The sequence below is a fragment of the Streptococcus sp. CF7_Ac1-12 genome (assembly GCF_024295905.1).
Taxonomy (GTDB): Bacteria; Bacillota; Bacilli; order Lactobacillales; family Streptococcaceae; genus Streptococcus; species Streptococcus mitis_AP.
Genome location: NZ_JANCPG010000009.1, coordinates 66,515 through 78,848, shown reverse-complemented (window position 1 = coordinate 78,848; position 12,334 = coordinate 66,515). Strand labels below are relative to the sequence as shown.

The following is a 12,334-nucleotide window of genomic DNA, read 5'->3' as shown; positions in this document are numbered from 1 at the left end:
CAACTCTTACTATTATACCCACTTTTTAAACTTTGTCAACTACTTTTTTGAAACTTTTTTAATTAATTTTACCACTGCTTCAGTTCGAGCGGTGTGTGGAAACATATCGACCGACTGAATATAATGGAGATCATAGACTTCTACTAAACGTACTAAATCACGAGCCAAGGTCGAAACATTGCAAGAAATATAGACCATTTTTTCTGGTACATAGGTAAGAATAGTATCTAATAACTTATCATCCAGACCTGTGCGTGGTGGATCCACAATCAGAGCATCTGCTCGGTAGCCTTCCTTATACCAGCGAGGAATAATCTCTTCTGCCGTTCCAGCTTCATAATGAGTATTGTCAAATCCCATTCTTTTAGCATTTCGCTTGGCATCTTCAATGGCTTCTGGAATAATATCCATGCCTCTGAGTGTTTTAACTTTCTTTGCAAAGGCAAATCCAATCGTTCCAACTCCACAGTAAGCATCTATCAAATGGTCTTCTTTATTAACATCCAGCGCTTTTACTGCCTCACTATAGAGGACTTCTGTTTGTTCAGGATTTAGTTGATAGAAAGCTCGAGGAGATAGTGAAAATTCATAATCTAGTACACCTTCTTGAATACTCTCTTCTCCCCAGATAATCTCTGTCTTTTCACCATAAATCTCACTGGTTTTAGCTGTATTTGTATTCACAGCTACTGTCACAACTTCTGGGAAATCTTTAACTAAGTCTTTCACTAGTTGGGTTAAATTAAGCTGACGATTTGTAACAATAATAATCTGAACCTGTCCAGTCTTTCTAGCTCGTCGGACCATTATAGTTCTGACACCTAGAGCTTTTCTCTCATCTGTGATTGGAATCTGGTGATAAGTAAGTAATTCTGCTAGACGATTAGCAATCACTTGAGTTTCCTTGTCTTGTACCAGGCAGTCTTTCAACTCTACTAAGTAATGAGAGTTTTGTGCATATAAGCCCGCCTTGACCTGATTTTTAAATTTTCGAGTCTGAAATTGTAACTTGGCACGATAGTACTTGGGTTCCTGCATTCCAATCGTCGGGCGGATTTCATAATTTTCATATCCTGCAGGGGCAAATTTTTTTAGCGCTTGATGAAGTAAGTCCGTCTTGAACTCCAGTTGTTTATCATAATGCAGGTGCATGATTTGGCAACCTCCGCATTCATTATAAATAGTACAAGCTGGCACAACTCGGAATTTAGACTTCTTGTTGACCTTTAGTAGCTTTGCTTCAACAAAGTTGCGTTTAATAGAAGTAATCTGACAATAGATATCTTCTCCTTTGAGAGCACCAGGCACAAAGACTAATGTTTTTTGATAAAAGCCGATTCCCTCACCATTAATTCCCATGCGCTTGATTTTTAATGGTATTTTTTGTTTCACTTTCAGATTCATACCCCTATCTTATCACATTTTGAGTTATTCCGCTACCGCTTGATTTTTATATTTCATTAGTAAGTAAAGGCCTTGATATTCCTGATTTTCTTTAAAATCATATTTCCTTATATTTTCTTTAAATTCTTTAAAAGTTCCTAAAAATGTTCACAAAAAAAGCCCCACAAAGGAGCCACTACACTAACTATATGATGAGTTCAGCAGGCAAGAAACTAGCACGGTCAAACGTGCTTTTTTTATTACCTATCACCATTATACCATATATCACTAACCTATATATTCAGAAATCTAAAATCCCCTAGATTCATTTCTAAGGGTTTCTAGTTGATTCATGGAGTTCTATATGATGAAGCCCTAAAACGGGGCGTCCTAGACTCCAGTTATTCAGCTGATGGCTACTTATATGCTTCTAGTTCTCCGTTCTGGTGGATTCTAGCAAAGTTTAAGACAGCTATCTGTTTGTATCTATGATAATTAGTGGATTTTGTCCCAGCAATTTCTAAACATTCACTTACCGTTTTCTTCCTCATGTAACAATAATGGATAATAAAGTATTTTCTGGCTCGCTTGTTCTCTATCTTATTGATATCATGGACAAATGTTTCTAGACTCTCTCTGATTGCCTTTTCATGCTTACTAGTCAAATTCCACTGATCAGGTAGGACAAGTTTCCAAGCCTCTTCATCTATTGTAACTTGGTTTTCACTTCCTGCCATCCTCTGGAATCTCAGAAAGTAAGTCATCCGCTTTCTGACGTTCATCATCGTTTTAAACTTATCCAGCTCCATTTTTAACGACAACCTTTCTACTCCTGTAACTTATGCCTAGCTTAATCTTCTTCTAGGATTCCCAAACTTAGCAATTCTTTCATCTCGTTTTCTTTTACGTTCTTCAGCAGACTCTATACCTATCTGTTTTCGACGCTCCACATCTTCTTGATTGATATTACTCCATTTTCTGGTATGTACATTCTGCCGTCTACCATCTTGCGGATAATATTCAACGGTACACCTACAATTACTATGACGTCTATAAATATCATGGGGAACTGAAGGATATTTATAACTGCCTTCCAGTTCTTGGCACCATTTACAACACTTTCCAGCCGTTCGTCTAGTGATTTTAGGGCTAAGTCCTGCTTTATACTGAAATACCACGTTTTTTTGAATCGTATCATCTACAATACTTTGGGTAAAATTAACGATCGTTTCACCCACCAACCATTTTACAGCCCCAAAATCATCTTCACTAGCTAAACGATTGACTAAGCCATCAATCCTATCTTGATTCAACTCAGGAACTTGAGCAGGAATGCGAAGGTTAGCCCTAAGGTTTAAATCTTCTTGAACTTTTTCAGTATAATCACTTACAAGGTCATAGTTTCGACCTAAAACATCTTCCAGCAATCGTTTAGCGATATTATAGTACATCTTGCCATCTGGTAGGCTTTCATTACTTAAGTAAGTTCCTAAAACCTTTGAGAGTATTTCACCAATTTCTATAGCATATTGATTGGCGTCCAGATAATTAGCTTTATTCTCTTCTAACTTTTCTAGTAACTCTTCCAGAATCTCACTATCAAGCCTAGCTTTTTCAAATTCGGCCTTAATTTTCTGGAGTAGACTAGGAAATATATCTTCCATTACTTTTCACCTCCTTTGAGTAAACTGCCTTTTGCATTTTGACGCTCTTTCTGCCGTCTATAGTATCGTTTCTTTTGGGTCAATATCTTGTCTTTTTTCTTTTGGTAACGCTCTGCGTCTTTCTTTTTATTACATAGCTTACAAACTTTTGAGAAACCTTTCTTGTCCGAATGCTTCCTATAAAAGTTTTCGCTAGATAATTCTTTAGTCTCATGACACTTGGAGCATTTTCTAGTTAAAGTGGTTTCATTCAATCCTATTTACTCCTTTTTGTCTTTCTCGCTCGCGAGAAAATATGTACAGTGATGGCGTGAAGTCCTGAAGCTCCGAGGGGGAGGGGGATATCCCCCCATCTTCTCCCTGGTTGCTCCAGCCTCTTTCACAAAAAATATTTTCTAATTACTTTTATAGAATCTTTAAGATAAACCTTTCAGCATTTCGCTCATCGCTTTGTTGAGTTTTTTCTGGTGTTCATCAGGCATTGATAGGCGCTGACTAACTTCTCTATCAACCTCTTTGCGTTTTTCTTCCGTCAAGCGTTCAATCTCTTGCTGGTGCTTTCTTTCCTTCTTTTCTTTTAATAGTTCACCAGAACGATCTATGATAGCTTGCCACTTGGCGTCTCTTGCTAAACATTCTTGTCTATGTCGCTCCATCGCGTCAACTGCTTGTCTAGTTTTCTCTTCATAAATCTCAGCAGACTTTTCCGCTAAATACTTCCCGTATTCGTTTAAATCAAACTTACCAGTAGGTAGGGTCATTCTATATACCTCATCTTTCTATTTTTTAGTAGGGGGATAGCTGAAGGGGGGAGGGGGCTTTTTTAACTTTGCCCCTTTTTGAAATTCTCAGCCATTTCTTTCAAACTATACTGATATCCGTATAGGGCGTTTCTTGGTGTATAAGATAAACCTGAAAAGAAATCACTTAAAATCCAGCCGTTCTTAGCTTTTTTATAATCTTCATTATTTTTAGAGATATCCTTTTCAAGTTTTTTAAGAACCTCGTTTACACGTTCCCTTGCCTTAATAGCATTATCTCCAAGTGTTATAATTTCCATTAGTTTGGCAACTGCTGGAGTGAAGAAAGTATCCTGCTCTTCATCGGCTAATCTAAAGATATCTGCAATCAACGCATGATATTCTTCATAGGTAACTAATGGATCTCTAGTTAATTCTTTCAAACGTCCCTCATGAAATTCTTTTGTACGTTCTGCCGTCCATAGGTCACCTTTTGCTTCAACATATTTTTCTGAGTTGATTTCTTTTTGAGCCTGTACAAGTTTGGCTTGAGCGTCTGAAACAGCTTGGTTTGCTTTAACCAGTTCCTCCTCAGTCGTCTCAATAGCTTTCTTATTCTGTTCAATCAGTTTGTCAATTTTAGTTTCAATAGTTTGTAATGTTTCCATGTTCTTTTATTCCTCATTTCTTTTGATTCTTTGTGATTGTGCTTATTGGTTTCAACTCTCTACTGGGTCTTTATTCCTCATTAATTCCTCTTTCTCAAAACAAAAAGAGACGCAACAAAAAAGCTACTTAGCTTTAATGTTACGCCTCTAGTTGTCTAGTCAGCTATCTTTCTTTAATTGTTGTTTCAATCTGGACAATGTTGCCATCTTGACTAGTAAATACCACGCTACCAAAGTCTGGTATTTTCTTCATCTCTATTATACCATTTTTGTTAAAGATAATAAAGTTATCCTGTAGAAATGGAGTGTAATCTTTGCTTTGATTCATCTGTTTTTCCTCTCTTTTTTGGCGCCATATATTTAACATATCTTCTATTTTGTGACTTTCAAGCACTTTCTATAATCTCTTTTATATCAAGGGGATAGGCCTATTTCTTATTTTTGAATTTACATTTTCTCATTATGTTAAATAGAAAGTCTATTTAGTAGTCAAATGTTAGTATACTCTGGTCTAGTTCGTCTTGAGTATAGCCAATATATCCAAGTGTAATCTCTGGTGTTGAATGGTTAAATATTCTTTGTAGAATACCTACATCACCATTCTTTTTGTAATGATGATAGCCAAATGTCTTTCTCATTGAGTGGGTTCCTATATTTTCAATCCCACATTTATTTCCAGCTTCTTTTAAAATTTTATACACTTGAGTTCTTGAAATATGACAAATTTTTACCCCCTTGCCATTCTCTCTTTTTCTGCTCGGAAATAAAAAATCATATTCTTTAAGTTGTTTATTCTCAATGTATTGATTTAAGGCATTTCTTAACTGTTGATTAATTGGAAAACGTCTTATTTTGCCTGTCTTTTTCTCCCTTATTTCAATTTTATCTTCTATGATTTGTTTGACTTTAATTGGAATAATATCACTAACTCGTAAACCTGTATAAATTCCAAATAGGAATAATACGTAATCTCGTTCATTCTTCCTTCTCAAAAAGTCCTTAATTCTTTCAATGTCATCAGTATCTCTAATAGGTTCAACTACTTTCATTTCTAAACCTCTCTTAAAAAAATTCTTAGAGTTCATAAAAAAGTGTAGTCATTTTGGGATATCTAGTGACTACGCTATCCACCTTACAGTCCCAAGGCTTTTCGCCATGCGTAGTCATGTAGTCACCTTGCTCCCAAAAAAATAAACAATAAACGCCTTTTATCTCTTATCTTCATATACTCTTTAATAAATAGAAAATAACTATATTTTTATATAAAAGTCAATAATATCAAGGGTTTAGGGGTGTAGTCAGTAAAATAGTAAAAACAACACTTTTTTCTAACCCCTTATGTATCAAGGGTTTTCTTCCTATTTAAAATGTAGTCACTTTTTAAAAATAAACTACACTGACTACATTTTTTTAACGTAAGCTGGTTTAATACTTTTACCAAATCTTGTTGATCGCCTATGTTCCCAGCCGTCTCGGTTTTGCATATACTTTTTAACCTTAGCCTTATCCTTTGGCGGTACTTTGTCAGTCAAATACACCTCTTGAAAAAATAGGTTAATGGTCATCTTATCCCTATCTACCAGCTCGCCATAGGTGTCTGTGTCCAGTTCAACCGTTCCGCCCCTGTTATTTCTATAGTATCCCTCGTTCATCATATCATAGATATAATAGCATCGCGTCCTGTCGGTAATCGGGAACTGATACATTCTTTTTGGGTAAGGAGTGCCTAAATAGCGCTCCAAATCCTCAAGGGTTTCATCAACAAACTTGTAACGGCTTCTAACCTCATTTACTAGCTTTTCCTGCTCGTCTGTCAGGTTCAAGACTTGGTTAGCTCTCCAAGCCATCACCATAGCACCCCAAAAGTGTCTACGGTCTTTCTCTGTCCACTTCCTGCCCCTATAAGCGGTGTCTTTGTGTACCTCAGCAACCAGAAAGCGCCTTTCTCCTGTCAGATCGTTTAAATAATCATGGTCATTGGTTGCTCTGACAATGATAAAACTCTTAGGGAGTCGCCTATCACTGGAAGCGTAAGGCGGTCTAAACTCCAGCTTGGTTTCTGTGATGAATTTCTTCAATTCTGAAAAACTAGCCTTTTTACTGGCCACCATCTCATCATCAAAGACACACCAGTTTCTCACCATTCTGGCCTTGTCGTCTTTGTCTGTGAAGGTCTCAACAGTTGTAAAATACTTGTGAGTAAACAGCCCCTCAAAAAATTGGGTCTTTCCTACTCCCTGCCTTCCAGTCAAGTCCAGCACAAAGTCAAACTTAACAGTAGGGTCAAACACCTTGGCAACTGCTCCACGGAAAAACAAGTCCATGATAATACGGTTATATTCATCATCCTTGATATTGAGATAATGCCTTAAAATATCAAAGGGATCACGCTGATTTACTAACTCTTTATACTCGCTTTCGCAAGATTCCAGATAGTCTTTTAAGGGATTGTAGCTATGTTCTCCAGCCACCACTTCTAAGATATCAGCGATATCTCCTTTTTTATAATCCATCTTGTACTTAGTAGCAATATAAGCCCTAATCTCTCTGATAATCAGGTCATCGATTGTACCGCTCAAGGTTCTACCATTTAACTTAATGGACTTGGTAACGTCAATTTCATATGTAAAAGTGTTGTACTGTATCGCCCCTTTTATCTTACTGTCCCCGCTCAAAATCTTCTTGAGATTGTCCAAGGTTATGGCGAAGCCTTTTCCTTTGGTTTTAGGCGTAAGATTCAGGCTATTGTTTTCCTCGTTGGTCTCCCTTGCTTGGGTTAAGTCCACCACGGTAGGCGGTATTTGTTGCTGATTCTCTTTGATTATTTCATTTACAATTTCTTCACTATTCAAAAGCCACCTCCTTATAGAATTTTGTCGCTACTTCTAGGAAATAGCTGGCTAAGTCTCTGTGTTTTACGATTGCTGAAAATAGGTCTACCAACTGACTAAAACTGTAGCCATTGACAAATAGCAAGCGGACAAAAAGTGAAGTCTCATACCTGGTATAAATGCCATTACAAATCAAGTCAAAAACCCAGCCTTTTAACTCCACTCCAAGCCCCTGCCGTTGCTCGGTCAACTTGTTTACCTCTAATTCTTTCAGGATCGTCAGCAAGTCAGAACTGGCCATAGCTATCTTCAAGTCTCTAATTAATTTCCAACCCTCCACTTCCTCTTTTTTGTCTTTGACAGCCACATACAAACCTTTATAGCGAAAATCCGTCAGCGCCTCGCCTATCGGTTCAAAGTAGATGAATTTGAAGTGTTCCCCATTCTTCCAAGCTTGGGTAGGGGTAGACTTGAGAAAGCCAAATAAGGCCAATTTGTCATTAGACAAGGTTAACTCTATCACTCTCATTCTCCCACCCCCATAAACTTACGGATATCGTCCACTTTATAATAAACTTTTCTGCTATCGTCTCCTGGAGGCTGATAACGCTTCAAGCCCATTCTTTCCCATTTTTGTAAGGTCAGGTATTTTATATCTAACTCTTCCTGTACTCGTTTTGCGGAAATCAACCCAATGATTCGGGGAGGTATTTTCTCATGACTTTTTAGGTAACGTTCTAAGGCTTCTAATATTTTTATTTGAAGTTCTTCAATCATCCTTTCAAACATATCATCACCTCCACGGCTTAATACCTGCAAGCTGAATATACCGCCCATAATCTGGGCTTAAACTCTCGCTAGGACTTTCTACTAGTTTCCTATTTTCTCGCTCCAGTTGAGCGCTTTTTTTGCGGTCTCGGTGGTTTAGATATATGAGAAGGCTAATCAAAATCACGGTAAAAATAAGCGCCTGTGTATTGCTTAAATCTAGTTCATTCATGCTATGCCCTCGCTTTGTAATTCTTGATATATAACTGTTGCACTTCAGGCTCCATCTTTTGGAAAGCTTCAACTTCTTGAACGGTTACTTTTTTATTGATAAAATCAGCGATAAACTGAAATAAATTCGGATTGTTTACTTTTAAAACAGCCATGAAGTTATCAAATTCTGCTTGTGTCATGTTGTATAGGTCTAGAGTCATTTTAAAAGCCCTCTTTTTTGTAAATCAGAAACTACTAAACTTCGTAAATACGTCCAAGTTGAAGCAGTCTCATGAGTAATACCATTACTTAACTTGTTTTCGTTTATTACTTGATTTAAGTAATTGAATAGTAACCAGTCAGGTTTTTTATTGTACATTTCTGCACACTCATCATCATATTTTTTTAATTCTCCCAGTAAGTTCTCAACATTCTTATTATAAAATTCTTCATGACTCGCTTCCTGCATCTTGTACGCTTCAGATGATTTATAAAAACTTAGCCATAGATTAGTAATTACTGAATTACAATTTTCAACAATTTCCATTGCGCCAATATGATTCTTAGAATTATGCCAATCTGATAAAATATCTAGCTTTTCCTCTACAAGTACCAACTCTTTTTCAAATTCTTTAAAATAATCATTCATATCTTTACCTTTTTCTTTTGGTTTTCCTGTTTCCTATACACGATTAGCACCACTCCAAACGCTGGGCTTTTGCCCCTAGTTGGCGGACGCATGTAGTGATGTTTCGTGGGTAAATACCCACATTTCCGCTAAACAAGTGCTTAGAATCGCCGTGTCAGCACTCGTTTTTCAAAACCTTTTCTAATTGCTTGCCTGCACTTCGGTTTTCTTAGTTTTTCTTCGTTTCGTTTTCGATTTGATCGCCTAATCTTTTCCAGGCTCTATCAAATTCATCACGTTGGATTTCCTTGCTATGTAATTGCCTTGCTAGTTCCATCCCTCGACGCATGAATCTAGCGAAGTGAGTTTTTGCTTCCATCCTAGCCCTCCATCATGTCATAAAGTAGGGCGTAGTGCTTATCTGGGATTCTGTCCAAGGCTTTCAAGCCGTCATGTTCTGCTTTTTGTCTGGTTTCCGCCTTGACTGTGCTATCAAAGGCGATAGAAAAGGCGTTTAGCATTGCCTTATAGCGATCTACGCTCTTCAAATAGCGCCCACGGTCTGACAATTCCTTGTCTTCCAGTTCCTCTTTTACCGAATCGTCCAAGAGTGCGAACTTGGAGTACACCCCTTTTTCTACTTCAAATCCTAGACGCTTGTTTTGTCTCAGATTGTAAAGGTTGACCCTGCAACTCTCCAAGTTGCGATAGCCTAATACTCCAGCGATTTCTTCTAAATTCTTGCCCTCTAATTCGGACAATTTTTCAGCAATATCCTTGAATTTTACTGCTTGATGTTGTTTTCCCATTGTATACCTCATTTTTTGGGTACGCAAAAAGCGCACTCTATTTCTGTGTTTGACAAATAAGAGTACGCATGATAAGATATTTACGTACCTCATTTGTGGTGCATCGCCGTCTATCGTGTTCTGTCGCCAAACAAGTGACACGGTAGGCGGTTTCGTTATGGTTCAGACTTTACAAGCTCAATCCCTCGCATGACTATATCTGTTTTAGTCATGCTTTTCTTTTTGGCAAGTTCTTCTAAATCATTAAAATTCTGTTCAGTCATTTTAATTTTTAGTTGCTTGTTTTTTGGGTTATCACTTTTAGGTCGTCCTAATGTTTTCCCCATTTTTGACCTCTCTTTCTTTCGGGGTACACTTTTATTATATAACGGTGTACCCTTTAAGTCAACCCCTAAACCGAAAAAAATTTAAAATCTTCCCAGCGTACCTTATTTTATTTTCAATGTACTAGCGGAAACCGCTGTATTATGCTATAATCAAGGTATAGAAAAAATATCTATACCTTTAATCTTGTCGCTTGCTTCGGTCGCCAAACTCTCCGCAAGTGACTTTTTTTGTTACCTTTCTTCATGCTTTCTTCCCTGTCTGGGGGCTATAAAGCAAGTCTTTACTTTCGATAAGATCCAGAATCCAGCTAAATCCCTGCTCCATCGTTTCAAGAAATGCGCCCAGGTCTTCACTGTCCAAATCCTCGTAGTTCATACAAAGATATTCGGCTAGTTGTCTGTCTTTCTCAACTAGCTTTTTAAAATCCTTGAAATACTTAGGAATTTCTAAACCCTTGGCATTTGTAACTGTCTTAAAATCATTTTCCATTTTCTATACTCCTATGCTTTAAAAATTAGTTCTTTAATTTCTGAATATCTCATATTCAAGTTGATCATCGCTATTGCCATATCTTCCAATCGTTGATAGTTTGTCAGTTCATCACTTGTTAAACTGTCAATACCGTTTTCACTTTCTCGCTCTTGCATGAGTTGGGCTTTGTTTTTCCCAGTCGCTCCCTTTAGCAGTAGGTTTGTAAGAGTGCTATAGGCATGCTGAGGCGCTTTCTCCCATGATTTGATAGCTTCGGTTAAGGTCTTGCGCTTTGGCTTTTCCAGTTCTCTTTGAAGATAGCGTTTAGAAAGTTCCTCACGCATTTCAAAGAATGCTTTGACTAGGTTCATTTTGAATTGCCGTACTGGTTCGGTATTCTTTAGATAAGTGATCAGCAAGGTAGCTTGTTGCTCATTCAGAAGATAGATTTTTTTCGGTTGCCCTCTCTTATCTAATTTATGGATTTTAAATCCAAGTATTCCCAACGCTTCAAAATCAGCTTTATTGTCTCTGACTAAGCGTGTAATAGTATGGTGCTGTACTTCAGCACATTCAGCGATAATCTCGCTCGTAGTATACGGCTCTTTCTTGCCGTCCATGTAAACCAATTCCATTGGTTCGCTCCTTTCTTCTTTTGTCAGTGCTTGCCACCTAAAACAGTACCAAGGTAAAGCATTAAAGTAGGGGAAAATCGGAGAATATGAACCCCTACAAACCCTTGATACTGCTATAGGTAGCAAGCAAATATTTAGCTAGATCCGTTTATCAATCTCCAGTGGTAAAGCACCACATGAGAAATCTATAAATGTAGAGTAGTATTACGATTGGTTCGCTCCTTTCTAATAATCTTCAGCAAGCCACTGCATGGCTTTTTGGTAAATGCTAGGCTTTACTTCGCCTCCGTCTCGGATTTTCCTGTAAGTAATTGGATTCACTCCAATTTCCTCGCTGGCTCTTTTAGCAGTCAAATTCTTGTCCGCTTGCTTTCGGCGAATTGCTTTTGCTTGTGTTGAGGTGATAAGCAATACAGTTCCCTCCTTTCTTATTTGTAAAGTTTATCTTTACTTAGACCAAGTATATAATGTTTTTCTTTACTTGTCAAGAGGAAATAAATAAAAACTTTACAAAAGTTTTTTTAGCGGTTATAATTTAACTGAGGTGATAAAATGTCAACAATAAAAAATAGACTAAAGATTCTAAGAACCAAAGAGGGAATAACTCAAGATGAATTAGCTCAAATAATAAATAAAGAACTAAAAGAAAACGAAAAACCAATATCCAAAATGGTGATATCTAATTGGGAAAATAATAAACATACTATCAAACCAGATAAAGCCCAGCTACTCGCTAACCACTTTGGGGTAAGCGTTGCTCGCTTACTTGGTTATGAAAACAATTTCATTGAATCTGTAAAAAATTTAAGTCAAAAAGATGGCTCTGATGAAGCATTTTTTAAAGCATTTAGAGCATACTATGAACTAAAAATAGCTGATGGTAAAGAGAATTTATTGACTTTAAAAGATGAAGATTTTTTAAGTAAGTATCGTGAAGAAATTTTAAAAAGCCTCATTCCAAATTTTAATGAGTTAAGTAATCGTGAAATAAAAAAATATTTATCAGATGATAGAATCATTAATGAAGCAGATCAGAAGCTAAATGATTTTCTATTTACTCTTGGAACATTGAACCCTCAAGAAACTCAATTACTGGTAGATTTCATATCCCTATCCCCAAAAGATAAGCAAATAGTATTAAACTTATTAAAATCCTTATCTGATAAATAGCACCCTTATTTCTAAGATCTATTGTGC

General features: G+C 37.0%; 21 protein-coding genes. 1 reads left to right on the top strand and 20 read right to left on the bottom strand.

Going from position 1 to position 12,334, the window contains the following annotated elements:
* Positions 1-39: 39 nt before the first annotated feature.
* From rlmD to NMM17_RS06025, 20 genes are all read right to left on the bottom strand, one after another.
* On the bottom strand, positions 40-1,404 hold the full coding sequence (gene rlmD, locus NMM17_RS06120) for a 23S rRNA (uracil(1939)-C(5))-methyltransferase RlmD (protein ID WP_254754039.1): 1,365 nt from the start codon (positions 1,402-1,404) through the stop codon (positions 40-42).
* 395 nt (positions 1,405-1,799) lie between these two features.
* Positions 1,800-2,192: a hypothetical protein gene (locus tag NMM17_RS06115; RefSeq protein ID WP_000417893.1), complete on the bottom strand. Its 393-nt coding sequence runs from the start codon at positions 2,190-2,192 to the stop codon at positions 1,800-1,802.
* A 36-nt stretch (positions 2,193-2,228) separates the two neighbouring features.
* Positions 2,229-3,047, bottom strand: a complete 819-nt coding sequence (locus tag NMM17_RS06110) for a hypothetical protein (RefSeq protein ID WP_000389424.1) — start codon at positions 3,045-3,047, stop codon at positions 2,229-2,231.
* Positions 3,047-3,301 carry a hypothetical protein gene (locus NMM17_RS06105; RefSeq protein WP_001006386.1) on the bottom strand — a complete coding sequence of 85 codons (255 nt, stop codon included), beginning with the start codon at positions 3,299-3,301 and terminating at the stop codon, positions 3,047-3,049. Before NMM17_RS06105 ends, NMM17_RS06110 begins: the two co-directional genes overlap by 1 nt.
* Before the next feature lie 162 nt (positions 3,302-3,463).
* Positions 3,464-3,808 (bottom strand): hypothetical protein, encoded by a 345-nt coding sequence (locus NMM17_RS06100; RefSeq protein WP_000174707.1) that lies wholly within the window; start codon positions 3,806-3,808, stop codon positions 3,464-3,466.
* 62 nt (positions 3,809-3,870) lie between these two features.
* Positions 3,871-4,455, bottom strand: a complete 585-nt coding sequence (locus tag NMM17_RS06095) for a hypothetical protein (RefSeq protein WP_000449363.1) — start codon at positions 4,453-4,455, stop codon at positions 3,871-3,873.
* 163 nt (positions 4,456-4,618) lie between these two features.
* Positions 4,619-4,783 carry a DUF2292 domain-containing protein gene (locus NMM17_RS06090; RefSeq protein ID WP_004241579.1) on the bottom strand — a complete coding sequence of 55 codons (165 nt, stop codon included), beginning with the start codon at positions 4,781-4,783 and terminating at the stop codon, positions 4,619-4,621.
* A 154-nt stretch (positions 4,784-4,937) separates the two neighbouring features.
* A complete protein-coding gene (locus NMM17_RS06085; protein WP_000869410.1) occupies positions 4,938-5,504 on the bottom strand; it encodes a site-specific integrase in 567 nt (188 codons plus the stop codon).
* 351 nt (positions 5,505-5,855) lie between these two features.
* The gene (locus NMM17_RS06080) at positions 5,856-7,307 is read right to left on the bottom strand and encodes a virulence-associated E family protein (protein WP_001083579.1); all 1,452 of its coding nucleotides are present in this window, start codon (positions 7,305-7,307) and stop codon (positions 5,856-5,858) included.
* Positions 7,300-7,815 carry a hypothetical protein gene (locus NMM17_RS06075; protein WP_001263814.1) on the bottom strand — a complete coding sequence of 172 codons (516 nt, stop codon included), beginning with the start codon at positions 7,813-7,815 and terminating at the stop codon, positions 7,300-7,302. The genes NMM17_RS06080 and NMM17_RS06075 overlap by 8 nt, the downstream gene beginning before the upstream one ends.
* Entirely contained in the window at positions 7,812-8,075 is a 264-nt protein-coding gene (locus NMM17_RS06070; RefSeq protein ID WP_000462954.1) for a hypothetical protein, read from the bottom strand. Before NMM17_RS06070 ends, NMM17_RS06075 begins: the two co-directional genes overlap by 4 nt.
* Before the next feature lie 4 nt (positions 8,076-8,079).
* Complete coding sequence (locus NMM17_RS06065) at positions 8,080-8,286, bottom strand: hypothetical protein (RefSeq protein ID WP_001003757.1); 207 nt, start codon at positions 8,284-8,286, stop codon at positions 8,080-8,082.
* A 1-nt stretch (position 8,287) separates the two neighbouring features.
* Positions 8,288-8,488, bottom strand: coding sequence for a hypothetical protein (locus NMM17_RS06060; protein ID WP_000171280.1), 201 nt, complete (start codon positions 8,486-8,488; stop codon positions 8,288-8,290).
* Positions 8,485-8,916, bottom strand: coding sequence for a hypothetical protein (locus NMM17_RS06055; protein ID WP_001000878.1), 432 nt, complete (start codon positions 8,914-8,916; stop codon positions 8,485-8,487). Before NMM17_RS06055 ends, NMM17_RS06060 begins: the two co-directional genes overlap by 4 nt.
* A gap of 208 nt (positions 8,917-9,124) precedes the next feature.
* Complete coding sequence (locus NMM17_RS06050) at positions 9,125-9,274, bottom strand: hypothetical protein (RefSeq protein WP_000387644.1); 150 nt, start codon at positions 9,272-9,274, stop codon at positions 9,125-9,127.
* A gap of 1 nt (position 9,275) precedes the next feature.
* Positions 9,276-9,704, bottom strand: coding sequence for a hypothetical protein (locus NMM17_RS06045; RefSeq protein ID WP_000517935.1), 429 nt, complete (start codon positions 9,702-9,704; stop codon positions 9,276-9,278).
* 155 nt (positions 9,705-9,859) lie between these two features.
* Positions 9,860-10,030, bottom strand: a complete 171-nt coding sequence (locus tag NMM17_RS06040) for a hypothetical protein (RefSeq protein ID WP_000520760.1) — start codon at positions 10,028-10,030, stop codon at positions 9,860-9,862.
* Positions 10,031-10,271: 241 nt separating this feature from the next.
* A complete protein-coding gene (locus NMM17_RS06035; RefSeq protein WP_000426573.1) occupies positions 10,272-10,520 on the bottom strand; it encodes a hypothetical protein in 249 nt (82 codons plus the stop codon).
* Positions 10,521-10,531: 11 nt separating this feature from the next.
* Positions 10,532-11,137 (bottom strand): Rha family transcriptional regulator, encoded by a 606-nt coding sequence (locus tag NMM17_RS06030; protein WP_000424679.1) that lies wholly within the window; start codon positions 11,135-11,137, stop codon positions 10,532-10,534.
* 225 nt (positions 11,138-11,362) lie between these two features.
* The gene (locus NMM17_RS06025) at positions 11,363-11,548 is read right to left on the bottom strand and encodes a hypothetical protein (RefSeq protein WP_000909284.1); all 186 of its coding nucleotides are present in this window, start codon (positions 11,546-11,548) and stop codon (positions 11,363-11,365) included.
* 141 nt (positions 11,549-11,689) lie between these two features.
* On the opposite strand from NMM17_RS06025, the gene NMM17_RS06020 reads away from it, so the two are divergent.
* Positions 11,690-12,307 (top strand): helix-turn-helix transcriptional regulator, encoded by a 618-nt coding sequence (locus NMM17_RS06020; RefSeq protein WP_000104073.1) that lies wholly within the window; start codon positions 11,690-11,692, stop codon positions 12,305-12,307.
* Positions 12,308-12,334 lie beyond the last annotated feature (27 nt).